The sequence below is a fragment of the Pararobbsia alpina genome, assembly GCF_965118125.1.
GTDB lineage: Bacteria > Pseudomonadota > Gammaproteobacteria > Burkholderiales > Burkholderiaceae > Pararobbsia > Pararobbsia alpina_A.
This window is the reverse complement of the sequence record NZ_OZ221288.1, coordinates 550,054-575,833: the sequence shown is the minus strand read 5'-3', so window position 1 is coordinate 575,833 and position 25,780 is coordinate 550,054. Positions and strand designations below refer to the sequence as shown.

General features: G+C 61.0%; 21 protein-coding genes. 15 read left to right on the top strand and 6 right to left on the bottom strand.

Annotated features, from left to right (window positions below; all coding sequences use genetic code 11):
• Positions 1-34: 34 nt before the first annotated feature.
• A complete protein-coding gene (locus tag ACMFWR_RS20955; protein ID WP_413196612.1) occupies positions 35-1,858 on the bottom strand; it encodes a sigma 54-interacting transcriptional regulator in 1,824 nt (607 codons plus the stop codon).
• 422 nt (positions 1,859-2,280) lie between these two features.
• Here ACMFWR_RS20955 and ACMFWR_RS20950 point away from each other — a divergent pair, with 422 nt between their 5' ends.
• Genes ACMFWR_RS20950 through ACMFWR_RS20925 form a run of 6 tightly spaced genes read left to right on the top strand, consistent with a single transcriptional unit; the run spans position 2,281 to position 7,050 of the window.
• Positions 2,281-2,580: a phenol hydroxylase subunit gene (locus ACMFWR_RS20950; RefSeq protein WP_413196611.1), complete on the top strand. Its 300-nt coding sequence runs from the start codon at positions 2,281-2,283 to the stop codon at positions 2,578-2,580.
• Positions 2,581-2,631: 51 nt separating this feature from the next.
• Entirely contained in the window at positions 2,632-3,651 is a 1,020-nt protein-coding gene (locus ACMFWR_RS20945; protein WP_413196610.1) for an aromatic/alkene monooxygenase hydroxylase subunit beta, read from the top strand.
• Positions 3,644-3,916: an MmoB/DmpM family protein gene (locus ACMFWR_RS20940; protein WP_413196609.1), complete on the top strand. Its 273-nt coding sequence runs from the start codon at positions 3,644-3,646 to the stop codon at positions 3,914-3,916. Before ACMFWR_RS20945 ends, ACMFWR_RS20940 begins: the two co-directional genes overlap by 8 nt.
• A gap of 54 nt (positions 3,917-3,970) precedes the next feature.
• On the top strand, positions 3,971-5,560 hold the full coding sequence (locus ACMFWR_RS20935) for an aromatic/alkene/methane monooxygenase hydroxylase/oxygenase subunit alpha (protein ID WP_413196608.1): 1,590 nt from the start codon (positions 3,971-3,973) through the stop codon (positions 5,558-5,560).
• 44 nt (positions 5,561-5,604) lie between these two features.
• A complete protein-coding gene (locus tag ACMFWR_RS20930) occupies positions 5,605-5,967 on the top strand; it encodes a phenol hydroxylase subunit P4 (RefSeq protein ID WP_413196607.1) in 363 nt (120 codons plus the stop codon).
• Positions 5,968-5,985: 18 nt separating this feature from the next.
• Complete coding sequence (locus ACMFWR_RS20925) at positions 5,986-7,050, top strand: NADH:ubiquinone reductase (Na(+)-transporting) subunit F (protein ID WP_413196606.1); 1,065 nt, start codon at positions 5,986-5,988, stop codon at positions 7,048-7,050.
• 141 nt (positions 7,051-7,191) lie between these two features.
• On the opposite strand, the gene ACMFWR_RS20920 is transcribed toward ACMFWR_RS20925, so the two are convergent.
• From ACMFWR_RS20920 to ACMFWR_RS20905, 4 genes are read right to left on the bottom strand one after another with little or no spacing between them, the layout of a single operon-like run.
• Positions 7,192-8,328: an acyl-CoA dehydrogenase family protein gene (locus ACMFWR_RS20920; RefSeq protein ID WP_413196605.1), complete on the bottom strand. Its 1,137-nt coding sequence runs from the start codon at positions 8,326-8,328 to the stop codon at positions 7,192-7,194.
• Positions 8,329-8,336: 8 nt separating this feature from the next.
• Positions 8,337-9,554 (bottom strand): acyl-CoA dehydrogenase family protein, encoded by a 1,218-nt coding sequence (locus ACMFWR_RS20915; RefSeq protein WP_413196604.1) that lies wholly within the window; start codon positions 9,552-9,554, stop codon positions 8,337-8,339.
• Between the two features lie 15 nt (positions 9,555-9,569).
• Positions 9,570-10,751 (bottom strand): acetyl-CoA C-acyltransferase, encoded by a 1,182-nt coding sequence (locus ACMFWR_RS20910; protein ID WP_413196603.1) that lies wholly within the window; start codon positions 10,749-10,751, stop codon positions 9,570-9,572.
• A 21-nt stretch (positions 10,752-10,772) separates the two neighbouring features.
• Positions 10,773-12,932, bottom strand: coding sequence for a 3-hydroxyacyl-CoA dehydrogenase NAD-binding domain-containing protein (locus ACMFWR_RS20905; protein ID WP_413197307.1), 2,160 nt, complete (start codon positions 12,930-12,932; stop codon positions 10,773-10,775).
• Positions 12,933-13,194: 262 nt separating this feature from the next.
• Between ACMFWR_RS20905 and ACMFWR_RS20900 the strand changes: the two genes are divergently transcribed.
• Entirely contained in the window at positions 13,195-14,100 is a 906-nt protein-coding gene (locus tag ACMFWR_RS20900; protein WP_413196602.1) for a LysR substrate-binding domain-containing protein, read from the top strand.
• A gap of 299 nt (positions 14,101-14,399) precedes the next feature.
• Positions 14,400-15,143, top strand: a complete 744-nt coding sequence (locus ACMFWR_RS20895) for an IclR family transcriptional regulator (RefSeq protein WP_413197306.1) — start codon at positions 14,400-14,402, stop codon at positions 15,141-15,143.
• 129 nt (positions 15,144-15,272) lie between these two features.
• Here ACMFWR_RS20895 and ACMFWR_RS20890 read toward each other — a convergent pair whose 3' ends face one another.
• On the bottom strand, positions 15,273-17,087 hold the full coding sequence (locus ACMFWR_RS20890) for an acyl-CoA dehydrogenase (protein WP_413196601.1): 1,815 nt from the start codon (positions 17,085-17,087) through the stop codon (positions 15,273-15,275).
• Positions 17,088-17,352: 265 nt separating this feature from the next.
• On the opposite strand from ACMFWR_RS20890, the gene ACMFWR_RS20885 reads away from it, so the two are divergent.
• The 7 genes from ACMFWR_RS20885 (at position 17,353) to ACMFWR_RS20855 (ending at position 25,742) form a co-directional block, all read left to right on the top strand.
• Positions 17,353-18,129, top strand: a complete 777-nt coding sequence (locus tag ACMFWR_RS20885; protein WP_413196600.1) for an SDR family oxidoreductase — start codon at positions 17,353-17,355, stop codon at positions 18,127-18,129.
• Positions 18,130-18,137: 8 nt separating this feature from the next.
• Positions 18,138-19,220 (top strand): phosphotransferase, encoded by a 1,083-nt coding sequence (locus ACMFWR_RS20880; protein WP_413196599.1) that lies wholly within the window; start codon positions 18,138-18,140, stop codon positions 19,218-19,220.
• 134 nt (positions 19,221-19,354) lie between these two features.
• A complete protein-coding gene (locus ACMFWR_RS20875) occupies positions 19,355-20,581 on the top strand; it encodes an acyl-CoA dehydrogenase family protein (protein WP_413196598.1) in 1,227 nt (408 codons plus the stop codon).
• Between the two features lie 20 nt (positions 20,582-20,601).
• Positions 20,602-22,314, top strand: a complete 1,713-nt coding sequence (locus ACMFWR_RS20870) for a long-chain fatty acid--CoA ligase (RefSeq protein ID WP_413196597.1) — start codon at positions 20,602-20,604, stop codon at positions 22,312-22,314.
• Positions 22,311-23,291 carry an NADPH:quinone oxidoreductase family protein gene (locus ACMFWR_RS20865; RefSeq protein ID WP_413196596.1) on the top strand — a complete coding sequence of 327 codons (981 nt, stop codon included), beginning with the start codon at positions 22,311-22,313 and terminating at the stop codon, positions 23,289-23,291. Before ACMFWR_RS20870 ends, ACMFWR_RS20865 begins: the two co-directional genes overlap by 4 nt.
• Before the next feature lies 1 nt (position 23,292).
• Entirely contained in the window at positions 23,293-24,861 is a 1,569-nt protein-coding gene (locus tag ACMFWR_RS20860; protein ID WP_413196595.1) for a class I adenylate-forming enzyme family protein, read from the top strand.
• Complete coding sequence (locus ACMFWR_RS20855) at positions 24,837-25,742, top strand: SDR family oxidoreductase (protein WP_413196594.1); 906 nt, start codon at positions 24,837-24,839, stop codon at positions 25,740-25,742. The genes ACMFWR_RS20860 and ACMFWR_RS20855 overlap by 25 nt, the downstream gene beginning before the upstream one ends.
• The last annotated feature ends 38 nt before the right edge of the window (positions 25,743-25,780 follow it).

Below are 25,780 nucleotides of genomic sequence, written 5' to 3'. Positions count from 1 at the left end.
CGCCGAAGGATCGATGACGAAGCATCAGCGGTGCTTAAAGCCGCAGCCCCCGGCTCTTGAGCCGATACACGAGCTGCGGCCTTGTGATGCCGAGCAGCCGAGCCGCCGCGGACAGATTCCCCTGTGCCCGTTCGACCGCGCTCTTGAGCAACGCCGTTTCGATGTCGTCGAGCGATGTGGCATCGGCTTCGGTGCCCATGCCAAGCAATAAGTGGTTGACCTTGCGTGTGACGCGATCGACCTCCGAGTCGTGCTCACGCGATGACTTGCGCTCGAGGTCGAGTGAAGAGGCGAGCGAGCCATCAGTGTCGAGTCCGAACAGCGACTTCTGAATCTTCTCGCCGCTCGTGAACAGATGGCTCAGATCGATCGCTCCGCCTTCTGACGCGAGGATCACACCGCGCTCGACAATGTTTTCCATCTCGCGGATATTGCCGGGCCAGTCATAGGACAGCAGCGCATCGAGCGCGCGCCCCGTAAAGCCCGTAATCGTGCGGCTGTGACGGGCACTGTATTTACGCAATAGATGGTTGAGCAACACGGGCACGTCTTCACGACGCTCGCGCAACGACGGCACGGTAATCGGAAACACATTGAGCCGGAAGTAAAGATCCTCGCGGAAGCGTCCGGCCTTGATTTCGTCCCGCAGGTCCAGGTTGGTGGCGGCAACCACGCGTACCTCGACTTGCCGCGTACGGCTGTCACCGACGCGCTCGATTTCACCTTCCTGCAAGGCGCGCAAGAGCTTGCCTTGCGCTGTCATGCTCAGAATCCCGACCTCGTCGAGAAAGAGTGTTCCGCCATCGGCGCGTTCGAATCGTCCTTCCCGGCTTTTTGTCGCATCGGTGTAGGCGCCTTTCTCGACCCCGAACAATTCCGCTTCGATCAATTGCTCGGGGATGGCCGCGCAGTTGACGGCCACGAACGGTCCGTTGCGCACCTTGCTGATCCGATGCAACGTCCGCGCGCACACCTCCTTGCCGACGCCACTCTCGCCGAGAAACAGGACGGTCGCGCGGGTATCGGCAACGCGCCGGATCATGTGACAGACCGCGTTGAAACCCGGCGATGCGCCGACCATATTGTCGTCGCCGAATGCCGTCGGCGTATCAACGGACGGCGTCGCCGTCGTGCCACGTGCAGTGCGCTGCGTTCCCACGACGGACAGGCCCTGAGAGAACGACTGTGCCTGCATATATCGCAGATCGTCGGCCGCCTCATCGCCCCATTCTTCGACGGGCATGCCGACGATCCGGCAGTGGGCCTGGCCTAGCGCACGGCACTCGACTTCGCGATAGAGAATCGGGCGACCCATGAAGACACTCGTATAGCCCGACGCATAGCCGATCTGCGTCCAGCACACGGGCTCGGCGCCAATGCCGTAGATCCGGATGTGTTCCTCATCTTCGGCACATTGCTTCCAGATGAATTCGCCGTAGTACTTCCCGTGCTCGACGTCGATGTCGAGTCGAACGGGCTCGACCGCGGTGATGCCTTCGAGCATATGCAGTTGCGGCCCGACCGCAAACATCTCGGTCACGCTGTTATCGGGGCGGACTCGGCGCGCGAGTTCCGCGTCGCGAGCCCCCGAGTTGTAGCCCATGCGTGTGAGCAGGCCGCGCGCCGCTTCAAGTCCGAGGCTGTCGATCAGCTCACGACGCATGGCGCCGATCGCGCCGGTATGCGTGAGCACCATGCGCTGGTCATCGAGCCAGATCCGGCCTTCTTCGGGCACGAAGTGCAGCCGCGACATCAGGTCAGCGATATCAGGGTAGCGAATGCGATCGACGCTCGCGCTCGTTGGCGCGACACCGGCTTCGCTTCGGTTCGCTGAGGGGGGCGTTTTCTCGGCATGCATGGGCCGGTCTCCTGCAGATCAGAACCTGACCTTAGGCGAAGCGGATCGCGCGCGCAATGCTCGCCAACCATGTCACTGATTTGATCAAGTGGCATCGCGTTCGAGCGGCTCAATTTCGATCATTTGATTGAGGACCCATCGCTACGTGGCTTGCGGAAGCTCGGTGACGAGCGTCACCCATGATCGTTTCCTTCCCGCCGGGCAAGGCTTTGCGGCTTGATGCGTTGCCGCATATCGACGCTGCGCAGTGAATTGGCATGGCGCCTGCATAAGGAAGACCGCGAAGGGATATCCGATGCGGCAACCCATCGAGATACCTCGAAGAAGTCGCCAAGAGGTGCTCACACAAGGCGCCCTTAAGAGACAACCCATGAACTCGGTCGTAGCAACGACCGCAAGTTCAAGAACAGGAGACAACCGTCATGTCGTTTTCCACAGGACCCAACGGTTCTATCGATTCCGCGCTTGCAACGACACAGCGACTGCCGTTCGACCTCTCTCGCAGGTACGTGCGCTTCCGCGAGCGGCACGACAACGGCTTTGTCGAGTTCGACTTCTCCATCGGCGACCCCGCGTTGAGTGTCGAGCTCGTGATGTCACAAAACGACTACGAGGCGTTCTGCCACACCCACGCCGTGATCTATCTCAGCGCCGCCGAGAGCGAAGCCATCGAGGCGGAGCAACAGAAGTGGCAATACGGAGCGCCCGGCATCAGCGAATGAACGCCGGGCGGCTCACGCCTCGATACCACCGTAATAATCAGGAGACATCGAATGCAGATCGACATTAAAACGTCGGACGTCGAGCAGGTGCGCCAGACCTTCTCGCATGTGGCACGCCGGCTCGGTGCGGACAAAGCCGCTTCGCGCTATCAGGAGGCGACGCTCGAACTTCAGCCCGAAGTCAATTTCCACTATCGGCCCTTGTGGGAGCCCGACCGCGAGCTGTACGACAAGCGCCGGACCGCGATCGTGATGAACGACTGGTATGCGTTCAAGGATCCGCGCCAGTACTACTATGGCGCGTACACGATCACGCGATCGCGGCAGCAGGACGCGATGGAAAAGAGTTTCGACTTCGTGTCCCGGCGCGGCTTGCTCTCGAACCTGCCGGATACGTCGCGTCAGCATATCGCCGCGCTGTTCGTTCCATTGCGTCACGTCGAGTGGGCGGCCAACACGAATAACTGTTACGTGACTGCGTACGGTTGGGGAACGGCGATCACGCAGGCCACGATGTTTCACAGCATGGACAGGCTGGGGCTCGCTCAATACCTGTCGCGCATCGGCCTGTTACTCGACGGCAATACCGGTAGTTCGCTTGTCGAGGGCAAGCAACGCTGGCTTGAATCCGCGATGTGGCAACCGCTGCGGAAGACCATCGAGCACCTTATGGTCGTACGCGACTGGTTCGAAACCTACGTCGCGCAAAACCTCGTGCTCGACGGCCTGTTGTATCCGCTCGTCTACACGTACGTCGATGCTGCGCTCGCTGCGCAACACGGTGCGGGACTCAGCATGCTCAACGAGTTCGCGACAACGTGGTTCGACGAGACAACCCGCTGGGTCGACGCGACCGTCAAAACGGCTGTCGCCGAGTCGCCCGAAAATGCCGCGCTGATCGCCGGCTGGATTGAGCATTGGAGTGCACAAGTCCTCTCTGCTATCCAGCCCATCGCCATCGAGGCGCTCGGCTTGGACGCGGCCGCCGCGATGCAGGCGGTCGAAGCGGCATTCGAAGCCCGGGTTGTGAAGCTTGGCATCCCCGCACGCACGGAGGCTAATCATGCCTAGTTCCGTCTTTATCGCATTCCAGACCAACGACGATACGCGCCCGATCATTGAATCGATCGAAGAGGACAACCCGCATGCGGTCGTCAACGCGTTCCCCGCGATGGTCAAGATCGATGCCGTCGGCAAGCTTGTGATTCGTCGTGAGTCGATCGAATCGCGCATCGGACGCGAGTACGACTTGCGCGAACTTCAAATCAATCTGATCTCGCTCGCCGGCAATATCGAAGAGACCGACGACGAATTCATTCTTGAATGGAAGGCGTGAGCCTCGTTACCCAAACCCGAGACTCAATACCCAAGACATAGCGGAGACATGACGATGACCACGACAACGAAGAAGAAACTCAGCATCAAGGAAAACTACGCGATGCTGACGCGCGGGCTCGCGTGGGACACGACGTATGAGCCGATGGACAAGGTCTTTCCCTACGATCGCTTCGAAGGCATCAAAGTGCATGACTGGGACAAGTGGGAAGACCCGTTTCGCCTGACCATGGATGCGTACTGGAAGTACCAGGGCGAAAAGGAACGCAAGCTTTACGCAATCATCGACGCGTTCCAGCAGAACAACGGCCAGTTCAATGTGACGGACCCGCGTTACATCAACGCGCTTAAGCTGTTCCTGACCGGTGTGAGTCCGCTTGAATACGCGGCTCACCGTGGCTTTGCCCTTGCGGGACGCAACTTCCGTGGCGCAGGTGCCCGGATCGCTTGTCAGATGCAAGCGATTGACGAACTGCGTCATGCGCAGACACAGGTCCATACGATCAGCCACTACAACAAGTATTTCAACGGCTTCCACGATTTCAAGCATATGCATGATCGTGTCTGGTATCTGTCGGTGCCGAAGTCGTACTTCGAGGATGCGATGACGGCGGGGCCGTTCGAGTTCGTGACCGCGATTTCGTTCTCGTTCGAATACGTGCTCACGAATCTGCTGTTTATGCCCTTTATGTCGGGAGCCGCGTTCAACGGCGATATGGCGACGGTGACGTTCGGTTTCTCGGCACAGTCCGACGAATCGCGCCATATGACGCTAGGTCTGGAAGTCGTCAAGTTCCTGCTCGAACAAGACCCCGGCAACGTGCCGATCATTCAGAAGTGGATCGACAAGTGGTTCTGGCGCGGCTACCGGCTGCTCACGCTCGTCGCGATGATGATGGACTACATGCTGCCCAAGCGGATCATGTCGTGGCAGGAGGCTTGGGAGACGTACTTCGAGCAGAACGGCGGCGCGCTGTTTCATGACCTCGAGCGCTACGGCATCCGCATGCCGAAGTATCACGACGTTGCGACCAAAGAAAAGGACCGTATCTCGCACGAGGCATGGGGCATCTTCTACAACTACACCCACGCCGCGGCAATGCACACGTGGATCCCGTCCGACGACGAGCTGAAATGGCTCGGCGAGAAATATCCGAAGACCTTCGATCGTCTTTATCGCCCACGTTTCGAGTATTGGCGGGAACAGCAGAAGGCCGGTAAGCGCTTCTACAACAACACCCTGCCGATGCTGTGCCAGCTTTGCCAGATCCCGATGGCGTTCACCGAGCCTGACGATCCAACGAAGATCTGCTATCGCGAGAGCACGTATCTCGGACACAAGTTTCATTTCTGCTCGGACGGCTGCAAGGACGTCTTCGACGGCGAGCCGGAGAAATACGTTCAGGCGTGGCTTCCTGTCCATCAGATCTATCAGGGTCATTGCTTCGAGCCCGATGTGAACCCCGCAGCGCCCGACTTCAACCCCTTGCTCGAAGTGCTGCGCTATTACCACATCAACGTCGGTGAAGACGGGCATGAGTTCGAGGATTCGCCCGATCGCAAGAACTGGCTCAAGTGGACGGGACGCCCGAGTCACGGCGGGCAGGGGACCGACGAAGGCCGGGCAGAAGAGGTCGCCGCTTAGTCGGCCGCTGCTTCGACCACGGATTCCATATTCAGGAGACAACGATGCCAGTCATTGCACTCAACGAAGGCTACCAGGGCGAGATCCGCGATCTCGAAGAGAACTTCCACGGCCAGCGTTTGCTGTATGTCGGATGGGAAGACCATCTGATGTTCTGCGCACCGCACTGCATCCCCGTCGATCCGCAGATGCCGTTTGAAGCACTCGCCACTGCCGTGTTGCCGTCGATCTACGGCATGCATCCCGATTGGGCGAGCGTCGATACCGAATCGATCGAGTGGTTTCACTCGGGGCAGCGCTTTACGCCCGATTTCACGCGATCACTCGCTGATAACGGTATCGGCCACAAGTCGGTGATCCGTTTTCGCACGCCGGGGTTGACCGGGATCAACGGATCGTTCAGTTAGGAAAAGCGGGAGACGGATATGAGTTACCAACTGACGATTGAGCCGATCGGGCAGACCATCGAGATTGAGGACGATCAAACCATTCTCGACGCGTGCATGCGAGCCGGTGTCTGGTTACCGCATGCGTGTTGCCATGGCTTGTGCGCGACGTGCAAGGTGCAGGTCGTCGACGGCGATATCGAGCACGGACACGCTTCGCCGTTTGCGCTGATGGACTTTGAACGCGACGAAGGGCAGTGCCTTGCCTGCTGCGCGACTGTGCAGTCCGATGTCACGATCGAAGCCGATATCGACGAAGACCCCGACGCGATGCACTTTCCCGTTCGCGATCACGTCGGGCGGGTCGTCGACATCCGGGATTTGACACCGACCGTCAAAGGCATCTTTGTCGATCTCGAAGGCGAGGGCATCGACTTTCAGGCGGGGCAGTACGTCAATGTGTCGATACCGGGAGAGACGATGCCGCGGGCCTTCTCGCTTGCGGGAACGCCTGGCGCACGTCACCGGATCGAACTCAACGTCAGGCGGGTGCCCGGCGGCAAGGGCACGACGTACCTGCACGATACGCTTGCGGTGGGCGATGCCTTGCGACTCAGTGGCCCCTTCGGACGGTTCTTTGTGCGTAAGTCAGATCCGCAGCCCGTGATTTTCATCGCCGGTGGATCAGGCCTGTCGAGTCCGCGATCGATGCTGCACGATATGCTGGCGCAGGGCGATTCACGCACGATCACGCTGGTGTATGGCGCGCGAAACCGGGACGAGCTGTATTACCACGAAGCCTTTGTCGAACTGGCCGACTCGCATCCGAATTTCGTCTATGTACCGGCGCTGTCCGATGAGCCGGCAGATTCGGCATGGAGCGGCTACCGGGGCTTTGCGCACGAGGCCGCGAAAGCGTACTTCGGTAACGACTTCCGCGGGCACAAAGCGTATCTATGCGGGCCGCCCGTTATGATCGAAGCGTCGATTCGCGCCCTCATGCAGGGGCAGCTGTTTGAGCGCGATATCTATACGGAGAAGTTCTTGAGCAACGCCGATGGCGCCAACGCGCTCGCAAAGAGCCCGCTCTTCAAGTCGCTGTGAAGGCGCGTGGCATGCCCCGCAAGGCATGCCACGTACTTCGTGTTGCGCTGGCTAACTCTGCGCAGCCGGCTCCCATCTGCATGCACCGATCTCCGTGAAGCATCGGGCATGTCCAGGATCGCTGGCCGAAGTGATTACGCTCTACGACCCACTACGCCCCAACCACACGTAGCGCTCGAGGTGATGATCGACATCGCCGAACTGGTGATCGATCATCACGAGTCGCTTTGCGTAGTGCGACAACGGCAGTTCCCAGGTCATGCCGATACCGCCATGCATCTGGATGCATTCTTCGGCGACACGCGTGCCGATCTGGCCGATCGAATACTTCGCGGCGGACAGTGCGCGTTCGCGGCTCGTGCGGTCGGCATCGCGACTTGCGGCTGCGTTGATGACCGCCGAGCGTGCCTGTTCGATCTCGAGCAGCAGATCGGCCATTCGATGCTGCAGCGCCTGAAAGCTGCCGATAGGCTGACCAAACTGCTTGCGGGTGCGCAAATAGTCGAGCGTGTGATCCTTGACGATCTTCATCGCGCCCAGTGCTTCGGCACACAGCGCGAGCACGCCGTCGCCGATGGCCTGCTCGAGGACGTCGAAGCCTTTACCTTCGCCGCCGAGCAGCGCATCGCGGCCGAGCTTGACGCCCGAGAGCGTGATGTCGGCGGCACGGCTGCCGTCCACGCGCGGGTAAGCGCGCATCGAAATGCCCGGTGTATTCGCAGGTACGAGGAACAGCGAGATGCCTTGCGGGTCATCGTCCTGACCTGACGTGCGCGCCGAAACAAGCAGCAAGCCGGCATGCTCGCCCAATGCGACGACCGACTTGGCGCCATCGAGCACCCAAGTGTCGCCGGCATAGATGGCGCGTGTGCTGACCTGTGCGAGTTCGTAGTGCGATCCGGGCTCCTCATGCGCGACGGCGGCGACAACGCGTCCGTCGATCAGTTCGGCCAGTACGGCCTTCTGTGCTTCCGTGCCCGCAAGCGAAATCGCGCGTCCGACCACGAGCGTGCCGAGAAACGGCTCAACGACAAGCCCGCGCCCGAGGCTTTCGAACACCACGGCGATATCGAACCCCGCGCCGCCATAGCCGCCGTCGGCTTCGGAAAACAAGGCCCCGATCGTGCCAAGCTCGGCAAACCGTGCCCACATCGTCGGGTCATAGCCGGCATCCGACCGTGCAATGCGCTCGCGCACCGCAAACGGATATTGCTCGGAAACGAAGCGGTCGAGCGAGTCGGCGAGCATGCGCCGGTCTTCGGTGTGATCAAAGTTCATCGCGCCTCCTACAACCCAAGAATCATCTTGGAGATGATGTTCTTCTGGATTTCGTTCGAGCCGCCGAAGATCGACAGCTTGCGATTATTGAAGTAACTCGTCGCCGCGGTGGCAGCACCCGGCGTCGCAAGAAGCGCTTCCAATGCAGCATCGCCGTCAACATCCCGGCTCTGTTCGAACAGCGGTTGCGCGTACTGGCCCATCGCGCGACGCGTCAGCGCCGTGATTTCCTGGCGGATCTCGGTGCCGCGGATCTTGAGCATCGAACTTTCGGCGCCGGGTACGCCACCTCCCGCCACGGCCGCAAGCACGCGGAGGTTGGTCGTCTTCATGTTCTCGAGATCGATCTCGACGCGTGCAAAACGTGCCGCAAACGCAGGATCTTCGGAGAGTGGCTTGCCATTGCGACGCTGGGTTTGCGCGATGGCACGCAGCCGTTCGAGCGCAGCGACGGAGAAGCCGACGCCGGCGATGTTGGTGCGTTCGTACGTCAGCAGGTATTTCGCGTACGTCCAGCCCTTGTTCTCTTCGCCGACGAGATTCTCCGCGGGCACACGCACGTCGGTCAGAAACACCTCGTTGACTTCATGCGCGCCATCGAGCGTGATGATCGGCCGAATCTCCACGCCTGGTGAATTCATGTCGATCAGCAGAAAGCTGATGCCTTCCTGCGCACGCACGTCGGTGGCCGTGCGCACGAGGCAGAAAATCATGTTCGCGTAGTGGCCCAGCGTGGTCCACGTCTTCTGCCCGTTGACGATGTAGTGATCGCCCTGAGCGTCATGTCCGCGCACGGCCGACGTACGCACCGATGCGAGGTCGGAGCCTGAACCGGGCTCCGAGTACCCTTGGCACCACCAGTCCGAGCCGTCAAGAATGCGCGGCAGCCAGTAACGCTTTTGCGTTTCGCTGCCGTACTTGATCAGCACGGGTCCGAGCATGTTCACGCCGAACGGCACGATGCGGGGTGCACCCGCGAGCGCGCATTCGTTCTCGAAGATAAAGCGCTCGATCGCCGTCCATCCCGGGCCGCCGTAATCGCGCGGCCAGTGATTGGCGAGCCAGCCTTCGGCATTGAGTACGGCGTGCCACTCGACCATATCGTCACGGCTCAGATGCGTGCCGTTATGCACCTTGTCGGATAAGCGAGTCGGTAGCTTCTGCGCGAGAAATTCGACGACCTTGCTGCGAAACGCCTGCTCTTGGGGCGTGAACTGGAGATCCATTGCTTGACCCTGCGATCAGTAGATTTCGAAGAGGCCTGCTGCGCCCATGCCGCCGGCGATGCACATCGTGACGACGGCGTACTTGACGCCGCGACGGCGGCCTTCGATCAGCACGTGCCCCGCGAGCCGCGCGCCTGTCATGCCGAACGGATGGCCGATCGCGATCGAGCCGCCATCGACGTTGAGCAGCTCCGACGGAATGCCCAGCTTCTGCTGGCAGTAGATCGCCTGCGATGCAAACGCTTCGTTGAGTTCCCACAGGCCGATGTCTTCGACCTTGAGACCGTGGCGCGCCAGCAGCTTCGGTACTGCGAACACCGGACCGATACCCATTTCATCGGGTTCGCAGCCGGCCACCGCGAAGCCGCGGAACGCGCCAAGCGGCGTGACGTTCGCGCGTTCGGCTTCCTTGGCTTCCATCATCACGCAGGCCGATGCGCCGTCGGACAGTTGGGACGCATTGCCGGCCGTGATGAATTTGCCCGGGCCTTTCACGGGTTCGAGCTTCGCCAGACCTTCATACGTCGTGGTCGGACGATTGCAGGTATCCATGCTGACCGTGGCTTCGCGCTTCGAGATCGCACCGGTTTCCTTGTCCTGCACCGCCATGATCGTGGTGATCGGCACGATTTCTTCGGCGTAGCGGCCCGCCGTTTGCGCGTCGGCTGTGCGACGCTGGCTCTCGAGCGAAAAGCGGTCCTGCGCTTCGCGACTGATGTTGTAGCGCTCGGCGACGATATCGGCCGTGTCGATCATCGCCATATACAGCTCGGGCTTGTGTTCGACGATCCACGGATCGAGGCCTGAGTCACCGTCTTCGCGTGTGCGAATGCCCGAGATCGATTCAACGCCGCCGGCAATCACGGCCGGCGCGCCATCGACGACGATGCGACCCGCACCAATTGCGATGGCCTGCAGACCTGACGCGCAGAAGCGATTCACCGTCGTGCCTGCAATCGTCAACGGCAGCTCGGATCGGATCACAGCCTGGCGCGCGATATTGCGGCCCGTGATGCCTTCGGGATAGCCGCAACCGAGGATGGCGTCTTCGATCAGGTTCGGGTCGATCTTCGCGCGCTCAACGGCCGCTTTGACGGCGAACGACGCGAGCGTCGGCCCCGACGTGATATTGAGCTCGCCGCGATGCGACTTGGTCAGGGGTGTGCGGGCAGTAGAAACGATGACGGCTTCACGCATGACGGAATCCTTTAGGCCGCTTCAGGCCGATTGAGTTTGAGTTTGAGTTGGGTTTTGAGTTTGCGTCGTTTGATTGAGGCTTGCGAACGTCGCACCGCGCTCGACCAGTTCGACGAGCAACGGTGACGGCTTCCAGAAAAGCGGATCTTCCTTCGCGAACTCGCGGATATCGGCAAGGACCTTCGCGAGACCGACCGTGTCGGCGTAGTGCATCGGGCCGCCGCGATGACGCGGGAAACCATAGCCGTAGAGAAACGTGACGTCGATATCGAGCGGACGCAGCGCGATGCCCTCGTGCAGGACATTGGCGCCTTCGTTGATCATGGCGGCGAGATACCTGCGCACGATTTCTGCATCGTCGAGTGATCGGGTTGAGACGCCGGCACGCGAGCGTTCGGCGTCGATGATGGCTTCGACTTCGGGGTCGGGCGTACCGGTGCGTGCGCCTTCCGGGTACAGATAGAATCCACGGCCGGTTTTTTGACCAAACCAGCCGCGCTCGCAGAGCCGGTCCGCAATCTGTACGTAGCGTGCGCGCGGATCGCGCGTCGCTGCGCGGCGTTTGCGCGTAGCCCAGCCGATGTCGCCGCCGGCAAGGTCGGACACCTGATACGGACCCATCGGATAGCCGAAGTCCCGCAACGCCTTGTCGATCTGATACGGCGAAGCGCCGTCTTCCATCATATGGTCGGCCGCGGTCTTGTAGACGCCGAGGATGCGGTTGCCGATAAACCCGTCGCAGATGCCGGCTCGCACCGCCGTCTTGCGCAGCTTCTTCGCCAGCGCGAATGCGGTGGCCACGACGTCGGCGCTGACCTTGGCGGGCACGACGACCTCGAGCAGCTTCATGATGTTCGCGGGCGAGAAGAAGTGAAGCCCGATGACATCAGCCGGACGCGACGTTTTGGCGGCGATTTCGTCGATATTCAAATACGACGTGTTGGTCGCGAGAATCGCGCCGGGCTTGCACAGACGATCCAGCTCGCTGAAGACGGCGTCTTTCACGGACATGTCTTCGAATACCGCTTCGATGACCAGATCGGCGTTCGACAGAGCTTCGTATTGAGTGCTGCCGGACCAGCGCGCCATGATCGCCGCTTTAGCTTCTGCCGTCATGCGTCCCTTCGAGACCAGGCCGTCGTAGACCTTCTCGACGTTGGCTCGGCCGCGTTCGAGCGACGGCGCGTCGCGCTCGACCATCGTGACGGGCAGTCCGGCGTCAAGCAGCGCGACCGCGATGCCCGCGCCCATCGTGCCACCGCCGACCACGCCGACGCGCTCAATCTTGCGCGGCGTGACGGATTCGAGGCCGGGCATCTTCGAGACTTCGCGTTCAGCGAAGAACGCATGGATCAATCCGGCACGTTGCGGGCTCTCCATGCATTCGAGGAAGAGCGCGCGTTCGATCTTCATGCCTTCGTCGATACCGCGATCGAGACCGGCTTCGACGGCTTCAATGATCTTGAGCGGCGAGAAGAGGCCCTTGGATTTACGGGCGGTTTCCGCGCGTACCGTGGCGAGTGTCGCTTTGACGGCGTCGACGTCGGCAAGTCCTTTGGCATCGCGCACGCGACGTACGGGTGCGTGTGAGGCCAGCAATTCGTGAACGTAGGCGAGACCTTCGGCGAGCGTGTCGCCGCTCTGGCCGACGCGATCGACAAGTCCAAGCTTAGCGGCCTCCGCAACGCCGACGTGACGCCCCGTCAGCATGATGTCGAGTGCGGGCGCGACGCCGATCAGGCGCGGCAAGCGTTGCGTGCCACCGGCGCCCGGCATCAGTCCGAGCTGGACTTCGGGCAGACCGAGCTTCGCGCCATCGACCGCGAGACGGTAGTGTGCGGCGAGAGCCACTTCAAGGCCACCGCCGAGCGCGGCACCGTGGATTGCGGCGACGACCGGCTTGCGGCAAGCCTCGATACGATCGCAAACCTCGGGTAAGGAAGGGGGCAGGCGTGGCTTGCCGAACTCGCGGATGTCGGCACCGCCAATAAAGTGGCTGCCCGCGCCGACGATCAGCACGGCCTGCACAGCGGCATCGTGGTCAGCGGCTTCGACCGCAGCCATCAATCCGCGTCGCACTTCATTCGCTAACGCATTGACTGGCGGGTTATCCACCGTGATCAGCATGACGGCACCGCGCAACTCGCGCGTGACCCGATCCGTTGTCGTGTCGACTTCCATCGATTGTCTCCGTGGCTTTGTCAGCGTTATAGGCGTCTGATTCTGGATACGAAGACGTTTATTGACAATCCCACGGCAGATGAACAGACTGTCAAAATTCCTTTGACAGTCGGCATTGACGGTGGACGTTGAACGGAAAGCTTGAAAGGAGACAACCTCAACCGCCATTCGCGAGCAGACGCTGAAAAGGCGCCGGCAGATACGTTGGGGGCGTTAGCGGCACACAATACGGCTGTCCTGGCCGGACACGGCGGATTCCCAGATGGATTTGAATTCATTGACCCTGCTTGTCGAGATTCTCGACGCAGGCACGCTGAGCGAAGCTGCGCGCCGGCTCAAGGTCAGTCGGGCGAATGTCAGTTACCACCTGAACCAGCTTGAAAAATCGGTCGGCGTGCAACTCGTGCGCCGCACCACGCGCCGCCTCGATCCGACGGAAATCGGACTTCGGCTTTACCAACACGGGCTCACGATCCGCAACACGTTAAAGGCGGCGCAGGAGTCGGTGACGACGCTTGGGCAAGAATTGCAGGGGCGGGTGCGGCTCAGCGTGCCGAGCGGTTATGGTCAGCTCGTGATGGCGGAGTGGCTGCTTGAATTCAAGCGCCAATATCCGGGGATCGTGCTCGACGTGCTGTTCGAAAACCGCGTCGAAGATCTGATGCGCGACGAAGTCGATATTGCTGTGCGTGTGATGTCGGAGCCGCCGCAGAATCTCGTCGCACGCGATATGGGGCGCGTGCGTTACGTGGCATGCGCATCTCCGGCATTTCTCGCTTCGCGTGCGGCGCCAAAGGACCTTGAGGCCTTGCGAGCCGAGCCGCTGATCACATCAGCGGTCGTCGGCCGTCAGCTTCGGCTTGCGGGGTACCTCGACGGCGAGCGGCACGAAGTCCTGCTCGAGCCCACGCTGATCTCGGAGAACTTCCTGTTTCTGCGCCAGGCCGTGCTGGCGGGCCTTGGTATCGGGCTCGTTCCCGATTACGTCGTGCTCGACGATATGGCCCAAGGCCGCGTCGTCACGATGCTCAATGAATGGCGACTGAGCATCTTCGGCACGCGCATGTACATGCTCTATATGCCGAATCGGCACCACACGCGCGCCGCTTCAACGTTCATCGATTTCGTTCTTGAGCGTTCGCGTACGGCGGCCACGGCCGGCGCCTAGTGAGGCACTGATTCAGGCACGTAGTCGGGCACTTAGTCAGGCGTCTAGTCGTTTAGCGTGTCAATGAAGCGACCGGATCGTGTCTCGGCGCGTTATTTTCGAGTCTCAGTTCTGCAATTCAGAATGGATTTCTGCTAGTCGGAACAGTATGATCGTTCGCGTATCCCGACATAAACGCATGTCCACATTATTCGCGTGGGAGCGGTTTTATTGTGAACGCACTCGATCCAGACGCCTTTCCCGAAGACGATGCCCCTGACTCCGTCAAGACAGTTAACGCCAAGGAAGACCGTCACTTTGTGACCGCGCTCGCACGCGGTCTTGAAGTGCTTGCGTGTTTCCGGTCCGGCGATAAATCGCTAAGCAATCAGGACATTGCACAGCGCTGCAAGCTGCCGAAGTCGACGGTGTCGCGACTGACGATGACGCTGACCAAGCTTGGCTACCTGATTCACTTGAAGGACAGCGGCAAGTATCGGCTTGGCACGGCGTCGCTTGCGATCGGCAGTGCGATGCTTGCCCGGCTCGATGTGCGCAAGATTGCGCGTCCGATCATGCAGGAGCTGGCCGACTTTTCACGCGCGACGGTATCGCTCGGGACACGTGACCGCCTGTCAATGATTTACGTCGAGAATTTGCACGGCTCCGTGGCGCTGACGCTAACCCTTGATGTCGGCTCGCGCATACCGGTGGCCACTTCCGCGATCGGGCGAGCGTGGCTTGCAGCGATTCCGGAGGCAGACCGCCTGGCCTTTATGGAGGAAGTGCGCGAACTCGATCACGTCGCGTGGCCCGGCGTGCGCCGGGGCATTGAGCAGGGCGTTGAAGACTATCGAACGCTCGGTGTCGCGTGTTCGTTCGGCGACTGGCAGAAGGATGTGAACGGCATAGCTCGCGCATTCGAGCCGGGCGGTGGCCTGCCGATCATGGCGATCAATGTCGGCGGCCCGTCGTTCAACCTGTCAAAGGAATTCCTGCTCGAGGAAGTGCGCCCACGTTTGATCGAGGCCGTAGCGCGCCTTGAGAGTACGTTGACGCACTAGGGCGCCAAAGAACCGCGCTTAGCGTCGCGCCGAAGCACCGAAGCGATACCAAAGCGCTAAGACACTGCGGGACTGCGGGACTGCGGGGCTGCGGCACTCAATCGCCAAAGCCCCGTGCCCTAAGCCCTCCTAGAACCACGCCGCCTCCATCGCAAGCGTCGTATCATCGAGCCCGCGCAGGCGTGCGTGCTGCAGATGGATGCGCGGCAATTCCCAGCGGAAGAACCACTGGCAAGCCTGAAGCTTGCCGCGATAGAACGCGATATCGGCTTCCGATTGCGCGCCGGGCAGGGCACGTGCGGCCACGATGCCCTGGCGCAACCAGATCCAGGCCACCACGGTGTGGCCAAAGGCTTCGAGGAACGCGTTCGCATTGGCGAGCGCAAGATCGGTGTCCTTAGCCAGCACGGGGCGTAGATGCGCCACTGTATCGACCGCTTCGCTCGACGCGCGTGCGAGCGCATCCGCGCAAGCGCATAGCGATTCGATCTGCCGCGCTTCGCCAATCGCAATCTCCATCTCTTGCGTGAAGCGTGTCAGGGCCGCACCGTCCTTCATCATGACCTTGCGCCCAAGCAAGTCGAGCGCCTGGATGCCATGCGTACCTTCGTGAATCAGATTCAAGCGGTTGTCGCGGTAAAACTGCTCGACCGGATATTCGCGGGTATAGCCGTATCCACCATGGATCTGAATCGCGAGGCTATTGGCTTCGAGACACCACTGCGACGGCCACGATTTGACGATCGGGGTCAGCAGGTCGAGCAGTAGCGAGGCATCGGCACGCGCCTCGGGCGTAGTACCTGTGTTTTGTTCGTCGACGAGCCGCGCCGCATACAGGCACAGCCCGTAACCACCTTCGACATACGCCTTCTGCGCGAGCAACATCCGTCGCACGTCGGCGTGCTCGATCAGTCGCACCTGCGGAGCCGAAGGATCCTTGCTTGTCGGATGCCGCCCTTGCGGCCGTTCGCGCGCATAGTCGAGCGACGCGAGATAGCCGCGATAGCCGAGCATGACCGCACCGAGCCCGACGCCGATGCGGGCCTCGTTCATCATATGGAACATGTAAGCGAGGCCATGATGCGCTTCGCCGACAAGCTCGCCGATACACGCATCCTTCTCGCCGAACGACAACATCGTCGACGTCGTGCCGCGCCAACCCATCTTGTGGATCAGGCCCGCGAGCGCAACATCGTTGCGTTCACCGAGACTGCCATCGTCCTTGACGTGAAACTTGGGCACCGTAAAGAGCGAAATACCTTTGACGCCCGGCGGCCCGCCAGGAATCTTGGCGAGCACGAGATGCACGATGTTTTCGCTGAGTTCGTGGTCGCCACCCGAGATAAAAATCTTGTTTCCGCGCAGCGAATACGTGCCGTCCGCGTTCGGTGTCGCGGTCGTCGTGAGATCCGACAGACTCGAGCCGGCTTGCGGTTCGGTGAGCGCCATCGTCCCGAAGAACCGGCCGTCAAGCAGCGGCTGCAAGTACTTGTCCTTTTGCGCCTCAGATCCAAAACGCTCGATGACGTTCGCATTGGCCATCGTCAACATCACATACGACGATGTGGCGATATTCGCGCTCTTGAACAACGACAGGCAGGCGTTCGCCACGACGGAGGGCAACTGCATACCGCCCCGATCGAAGTCCTTGGCCGCAGCAAGCAAACCCGTGCTCGCATACGCGTCCAGCGCGTGCTTGACCTCGGGAATGATGCTCACGCGTTTGCCATCGAATTGCGGCTCATGCTCGTCCGAGCGACGGTTGTGCGGCGCGAACTTTTCGGAAGCCACGGCGTAGGCCGTCTCGAGCGCAGCAAGAAATGTCTCGCGCGTATGGTCGGCGTGGCGTTCGCGCTGCGTCAGCGCTTCAGCTTCGAGGACTTCGAACAGCTGAAACTCGAGATCGCGCAGATTGATGATCGGTGCTTCGGACGATTGGGGCATGAAGATGTCTCGGTTTTTCTTCCACTTTTTCGGCACTCGTTTCGCGCGCCTAACCCGCATTGAACACCAGCTCGCAGGCTTAACGCGATACTAGGGATAACCTTGGTCGGGATTCATTTACAGCACGACCGTTCGCATTTATGATGAGCCGATCTATTGGAATGGTGATCTGCATTGCAGAACACCGCGCACGCACCGAAAATCATGCCTGTCATGCGTACCACCTGCGGTGTGCGCACGACGCCCAATCGAGGAGCGGTACACGATGCACGTCAAAGCCTTGTTCCAGCTTGAAGGAAAAGTTGCGTTGATCACGGGTGGTTCGCGTGGTCTCGGTCTGCAGATGGCGCAGGCGCTCGGTGAAATGGGATGTCGTATCGCCATCAGCGCGCGCAAGGCCGACGAGCTGGAGCAGGCGAAGGCCCATCTCAAGTCTCAGGGCATTGAAGCCCAAACCCTCGTCAACGATCTGCAAAAGCCTGCCGGCATTCCCGACCTCGTCGGAAGCGTGCTCGACCAGCACGGGCAGATCGATATCCTCGTGAACAATGCGGGCGCCACATGGGGCGCGGCTGCCGAGGACTATCCCGATGAGGCCTGGCACAAGGTCATGAACCTCAATGTGACGTCGCCGTTCTTCCTCGCACGTGAAGTCGGCAAGCGCAGCATGATTCCGCGCAAGTCGGGCAAGATCATCAACATCGCGTCGGTAGCCGGACTCAAGGGCTCGCCGCCGGGCATGAATACCATCGCGTACAACACGTCCAAGGCCGCAGCGATCAATTTCACGCGTGCGCTGGCCGGCGAATGGGGCCGCTACAACATCAACGTCAACGCGATCTGCCCGGGCTTTTTCCCTTCGAAGATGTCGGCAGGGCTGCTCGATGCGATGGGCGATCAGGTCATTGCGCGCACGCCGCTCGGTCGCCTGGGTGGCGATGAAGATCTGATGGGCACGGTCGTGTACTTCGCGAGCGAAGCGTCGCGTCACGTCACGGGTCAGTACATTGCCGTCGACGGCGGCGCCAGCGCGATTTCCTGAATTCCAGCATGAGCGATACCGCAGATTTCACCGGCACACGGCCGGTCGCCGCCGCGCATGCATTCGATATCGGGCGCCTTGAAGATTTCATGCGTGCGCATGTCGACGGGTTTTCGGGCGCACTTGAGGTCGAGCAGTTCAAGGGCGGGCAATCGAATCCGACGTTCCGATTGAAGGCGGGCGGCGAGACGTATGTCATGCGTCGTAAACCGCCTGGCGTGCTGCTTCCGTCCGCTCACGCAGTCGACCGCGAATATCGCGTGATCAGCGCCCTGGCGAATACGGATGTGCCGGTGCCCCGCACGTATGCGCTTTGCGAAGACCCTGAGGTGATCGGCACGTCGTTCTACATCATGGAGAACGTCGACGGCCGCGTGCTCTGGGATCCTTCGCTGCCCGACATGACGCGCAGCGAACGTGCGGCAATCTATGACGAAATGAACCGCGTCATTGCGGCCTTGCACAACGTCGACCCCGAAGCCGTCGGCCTCGGCGACTATGGCAAGCCCGGCAACTATGTCGAGCGGCAAGTTGCACGCTGGACCAAGCAGTATCGCGCAGCAGAGACCGAATGTATCGAAGCCGCCGATCATCTGATCGACTGGCTGCCCCAACATATTCCCGCAGACGACGAGAGCCGAATCGTCCACGGGGACTATCGCCTCGACAATGTGATCCTCGATCGCCATTCGCCGCGCATTCGCGCCGTGCTCGATTGGGAGTTGTCGACGCTAGGGCATCCTCTGGTCGACTTCTCGTATCACTGCCTTGCGTGGCGCATGGTGCCCGGCGAATCGCGTGGCCTTGCCGGTGTCGACCTCGCGTCGCTCGGCATTCCCGACGAGAGCAGTTACTTGAAAACCTACCTCGCACGCACTGGCCGAGTCGCTTCGCCGGCCGTGTCGGACGTGGATTGGGGTTATTACCTGGTTTTCAACATGTTCCGCCTTGTGGGTATCCTCCAGGGGATCACCGCACGCGCACTTCAAGGGAACGCTTCGAGCGCATTGGCACTCGAAGCGGGCAAGCGTGCCGCGCCGCTCGCGGCACGCGCCTGGTCGCTCGCCTGTGAGGTCGACGCAATGCGATAGCCGAGAGGCACTGGCCAGCTACGCAAGGCGAGACTTAACGAGCGTGGTGCGATCGTCGCAGTGCAGCAGCTCTTATCACGGGCAGTGCGCGGTGCGTGTCCCATTCCCCCATTCCTTCTCAAAGGATTCGTTTCATGGACTTCGAGTACTCGGCCAAAGTCAGGGATTTGCAAAAGCGCGTTGGCGCGTTTATGGACGAATTCATTTTCCCGGCCGAAAAGCAGTTCGAAGCCGAGATGGATGCGGCACGCAAAGCGGGTAATCCGTGGCAGCCTGCGCCGATCATCGACACACTCAAGGACAAAGCCAAAGCCGCGGGCCTCTGGAATCTCTTCCTGCCCGAATCGCAGCTCGGCGCCGGCCTGACGAACCTCGAATACGCGCCCCTCTGCGAATTGATGGGGCGCTCGCATATCGGCGCGGAGCCGTTCAATTGCTCGGCACCGGATACGGGCAATATGGAAACGCTGGTGCGCTATGCGACGCCCGAGCAGCAAGAGCAGTGGCTCAAGCCCTTGCTTGCGGGCACGATCCGCTCTGCATTCGCGATGACGGAGCCTGCCGTGGCGTCGTCCGACGCAACGAACATTCAGGCGCGTATCGAGCGCGACGGCGACCACTATGTGATCAATGGGCGCAAATGGTGGACATCGGGCGCCAACGATCCGCGCTGCAAGATCCTGATCTTCATGGGCAAGACCGATCCGGATGCAGCGAATCGCCATCAGCAACAGTCGATGATTCTGGTCCCGATGGACACGCCGGGCGTCAAGGTATTGCGACATCTGCCCGTGTTCGGCTACGACGACGCACCGCACGGACACGCCGAAGTCCTGTTCGAAAACGTACGCGTTCCGGCCACGAATATTCTGCTTGGCGAAGGACGTGGCTTTGAAATCGCGCAGGGCCGTCTCGGACCGGGCCGCATTCACCATTGCATGCGACTCATCGGCGTGGCCGAGCGCGCGCTTGAAGCGATGTGCCGCCGCTCGTTGTCGCGTGTCGCCTTTGGCCGCAAGATCGCCGACCAGGGCGTGACGCGCGAACGCATCGCTGATGCGCGCATCATGATCGATCAGGCGCGCTTCCTCGTGCTGAATGCCGCGTACAAGATGGACACCGTCGGCAACAAGGACGCACGTCAGGAGATCGCGATGATCAAGGTCATTGCGCCCAATATGGCCTGCCAGGTCCTCGACTGGGCGATGCAGGCGCATGGCGGCGGCGCGATGAGCGACGATTTCGGTCTGGCGCGCGCCTATGCGCATGCGCGCACGCTGCGCTTTGCCGACGGACCCGATGAAGTGCATCGCAACGCGATCGCCAAGATGGAACTGGGGCGTTACCTCGAAAACGCCTGAACGCACGCTTCGGAGCCGATATGTCTACTTTGCATTTTCAACATTGGCCGCGCGGGCATTCGCATCATGTGACGTTGCCGCAGACGAGCCTCAACTACAACGTCGAAGTCTCGGCAACGCGTTTCCCTGACAAGCCGTTTATCGTCTTCTACGACACAGCTGTCACGTTCGCCGAGTTCAAGGACGAGTCGGAGCGCATCGCAGGCTGGCTCCAGAACGAAGCGGGCGTCAAGGCGGGCGACCGCGTGCTGCTCTATATGCAGAACAGCCCGCAGTGGGTGCTGGCCTATTACGGCATCCTGCGCGCGAATGCGGTCGTGGTGCCGGTCAATCCGATGAACCTGACCGACGAGTTGCGTCACTACGTCGAGGACAGTCAGGCGACGGTGGCGATCGTGCCTCAGGATCTGTATCCGAACCTCGCACCGTTGATCGGCGATGCGCCGGATCAAGGTATTCGTCATGTCGTTGTCGCGGCGTATAGCGACTACTTGAAGCGTCCGAGTGCGATCACGCCGCCGCCGTTCGTGTCGGCGCCACGCGAAGCGATTTCAGCGCCCGGCGTTACGCTGTGGAGCGATGTACTCGCAGCGAATCTGCGTCCGGGTCCTGTCACCGTCGGCCCGGACGATCTCTGCGTAATGCCTTACACGTCGGGAACGACGGGCAAGCCCAAGGGCTGCATGCATACCCATCGCAGCGTGATGGCCACGGCGGTCGGTGGCGTCAGCTGGTTCTCCGTCGCGCCGGACGGGGTGCATCTGTCCGTGCTGCCGCTGTTCCATGTGACGGGCATGCAGGGCGGCATGAATTGCGCCGTGTTTTCGGGCTCGACGATCGTGATCCTGCCACGCTGGGATCGTGACGTGGCGGCCGCATGCATTCAGCACTACAAGATCACGACGTGGCAGTGCATCTCGACGATGATGGTCGATTTCCTGTCGAACCCGCGTCTCGGCGAATACGATATTTCATCGCTCGCTGCGGTGCGCGGTGGCGGTGCGGCGATGCCCGATGCGATCGTCAAGAAGCTCTTTGACCTGACGGGCCTGCAGTTCGTCGAAGGCTACGGCATGTCTGAAACGATCGCGGGCACGCATATCAACCCGCCGCATCGTCCCAAGGCACAGTGCCTGGGTATTCCCGTCTACGACATCGATTCGCGCGTGATCGACCCCTCGACACTTGCGGTCCTGCCGCAGGGCGAAACCGGCGAGATCGTGATTCATGGCCCGCAGATCATGCGCGGCTACTGGCGCAACCCGGACGCCACGCGCGACGCGTTTATCGAAATCGACGGCAAGGCGTTCCTGCGCACGGGCGATCTCGGGCGCGTCGACGAAGACGGTTACTTCTTCATGATTGACCGTCTCAAGCGCATGATCAATGCAGCGGGCTACAAGGTCTGGCCGGCGGAAGTCGAGTCGATGATGTACCGCCATCCGTCGATTCAGGAAGTCTGCGTTATCGGCACGAATGACGCGCGCCGCGGCGAGACCGTCAAGGCGCTGGTCGTGCTCAACCCGGCCAAGGTCGGCACCGTGACCGAGCAGGAAATCATCGACTGGGCGCACGACAATATGGCCGCCTACAAGGTGCCGCGTATCGTCGAGTTCGTGCCGTCATTGCCGAAGTCGGGTACGGGCAAGATACTGTGGCGTCAGCTTCAGCAAGACGAAAACGAACGTCAATCGACCAGGCAAGCGGCCACCACGGGGGAGAACGCGCAATGAAGGCATTGATGTGCCACGCTTTTGGCCCGATCTCGGACCTCAAGCTCGAAGACGTCACCGATCCGACGCCCGAAGCCGGACAAGTCGTGATCAAGGTCGAAGCCGCATCGATCAATTTCCCCGATGCTTTGATAGTGCAGGGGCTGTATCAATTCAAGCCGCCGCTGCCGTTTTCGCCGGGAGCAGAACTGGCTGGCACCGTGCATTCGGTCGGCGAGGGCGTACGGCATCTGAAGGTCGGCGATCGCGTCATCGCATCGACTGGCCACGGCGGCTTCGCTGAATTGTGCGTAGCCGATGCGATGCGCGTCATGCCGCTGCCGCCGGGGATGGACTTCGAACTCGGTGCAGCATTCGTGCTCACGTATGGCACGTCGTTTCATGCGCTTCAGCACATCGCGAAGCTTCAGGCGGGCGAGACGTTGCTCGTGCTGGGCGCTGCGGGTGGTGTCGGGCTTGCGGCGATCGAAATCGCTAAAGCCATGGGCGCGCGCGTGATTGCCGCCGCATCGAGTGCCGACAAGCTCGAGCTCTGCAAGCAAGTCGGCGCCGACGAGACAGTCAACTATGAAGAAGACGACTGGCGCAAGCGCGTCGATGCGTTGACGGACGGCAAGGGTGTCGATGTCGTCTACGACGCGGTCGGGGGCAAGTATTCCGAGCCGGCACTGCGCGCAACAGCGTGGCGCGGCCGTTTCCTCGTTGTCGGTTTCGCCGCCGGCGAAATTCCGAAGCTGCCGTTGAACCTTGCCTTGCTCAAGGAACGCGCCATTCTCGGTGTGTTCTGGGGTGACGCGGTACGACGCGATCCCGCGCAGCATATCGCCAATATGAAGCAGCTTGGCGCCTGGTTCAACGAAGGCAAGGTCAAGCCATTCATCAGCGAACGCATTGCGCTCTCCGGCGCGGCGGACGGCATCGCGCGCATGGCGTCGCGCAAGGTCAAGGGCAAGGTGGTCGTGCTTCCGGGAGCATGAGATGACACACGTGGCCGAATTGCTCGAGCAGCCGTTTAATTGCGTTACGGATCTTATTCGGGCGTATGCGAAGGAGTATGGCAATCGGCTCGCGCTGATCTGTGACGGCCGCGAGCTCACTTATGCGGAACTCGACATGCAAGTCGATCGGTTTGCGGCGTCGCTTCAGCGTGACGGCATCGCGCCATGCGATGCGGTTGCGCTCGCCGCGAATGCTTCGGTCGAATACGTGGTCGCGTTTCTTGGTGCATTAAGGGCAGGGGCGGTCGTCGCTCCGCTGTCTCCGTCCTCGAGCGCGTCGAGCCTCGTGGGCATGATCGCGAACTCGAATGCGAGCCTTGTGTTCCTCGATGCGACGGTCGAGCAGTTGCTTGAGCCTGTCGCGACGGACGTCAAGGCGAAGCGCATACGACTCGACAAACTCGATGCATGGCTCGCCGAGGAAGGCGCCACGCCCGCGCCTGTCGAGATCAACCCGGCCTGGGGCTTCAACATTATTTACTCGTCAGGCACGACGGGTACGCCTAAAGGCATTGTCCAATCGCACGCCATGCGGTGGGCCTATGCCGTGCGCAGCGCCGATCGCGGCTATGGCCCCGATGTCGTCACGCTGATTTCGACGCCGCTGTATTCGAACACCACGCTTGTGAGCTTTTTCCCGACGCTGACGCTCGGCGGCACGGTCCTCGTGATGCCGAAGTTCGATGTCAAAGGCTATCTCGAACTCGCGCAGCGGTATCGTGCGACGCACGCGATGCTGGTGCCGGTGCAATACCAGCGCATCATGGACTATGCCGACTTCGACCAATACGACTTGTCGAGCTTCCGCGCCAAGTTTTCGACCAGCGCGCCATTCGCGGCACGTATCAAGGCCGACGTCGTCAAGCGCTGGCCTGGCACCTTGACCGAGTATTACGGCATGACCGAAGGCGGCGGCTCGTGCGAGTTGCTTGCACATGCATTCCCGAACAAGCTGCATACGGTCGGCACACCAATTACCGGGCACGATATCCGCCTGATCGACGAAGCCGACAATGAAGTCGCACGTGGCGAAGTCGGTGAAGTCGTCGGCCATTCGCCGGCGATGATGACGGGGTATCACAACCAGCCCGACAAGACGGCCGAAGCCGAGTGGTATGACTCGACCGGCAAGCGCTTTATTCGCACAGGCGACCTCGGACGCTTCGATGAAGACGGCTTCCTGACGCTGCTCGATCGAAAGAAGGACATGATCATCTCGGGTGGCTTCAACGTGTATCCGACCGATCTCGAGGCCGAGTTGCGCGTGCATCCGGACGTGTACGACGTTGCCGTCGTCGGCGTGCCATCGATTCAATGGGGCGAGACGCCGGTGGCGTTTGTCGTACCCCAGGCGAGCGCGACGACCAATGAGCTCGCGTTCAAAGACTTCGCCAATGCCAAGCTCGGCAAGATGCAGCGCCTGGCAGACGTCGTCTTCATCGACGTGCTGCCGCGCAGCCCGATCGGCAAAGTGCTCAAGCGCGAATTGCGCGATCTCTATACGACCCTCAAACAGGACGAGACATGCAAGACTTCGCTGGCAAAGTAGCGGTCATCACAGGCGCGGGATCGGGTTTTGGTCGCGAATTCGCGCGCATCGGCACGCGACTCGGCATGCGACTTGTGCTGGCCGACGTGCAAAAGGATGCGCTTGACGAAACCTATGCTGAAGTCACGGCTGCCGGCGCCGATGCGGTCCTGCAGCGCACCGATGTGTCGAGTGCGAGCGATATCGACGCACTGGCCCGCATGACCGTCGACACCTTTGGTGCGCCGCATCTGGTGTTCAACAACGCAGGCGTGGGCGGCAGTGGCGGTCTGCTTTGGGAAAACACGGATCGCGACTGGTCATGGGTGCTTGGCGTGAATCTCTGGGGCGTGATTCACGGCGTCAAGGCATTTACGCCACTGATGCTTGAAGCCGCGAAGAAGGATCCGTCGTACCGAGGTCATATCGTCAATACAGCATCGATGGCGGGTTTGCTGAACGCACCGTTGATGGGTTCCTATAACGTGTCGAAGCACGCGGTCGTGTCGTTGACGGAGACGCTGTATCAGGATCTGTCGCTTGTCACGGAGCAAGTGCACTGCTCGGTGCTGTGCCCGTACTTCGTGCCAACCGGCATCGCGCACGCCGCACGCAATCGCCCCGAAACGCTCAAGGACGACAAGCCGAGAACGCGCTCGCAGCAAGTTGCGGCAGCGCTTAGCGAAAAGGCCGTGAAATCCGGCAAGGTCAGCGCCACGGAAGTCGCCGAGTTTGTTTTCGACGCCATCCGCAACGAGGCGTTCTACATCTACTCACATCCGAACTCACTCGCCCCCGTGCACGCGCGCTTCGGCGACATCGTCGGCCAACGCAACCCGACCGATCCGTACGCCGAGCGCCCGAACGTCAGGGAAGAACTGGCTGCAGCATTGAAAGGCTAAGGCTTAGCCGCTGTCGCAAACCAATTCAAAGTCGCGCA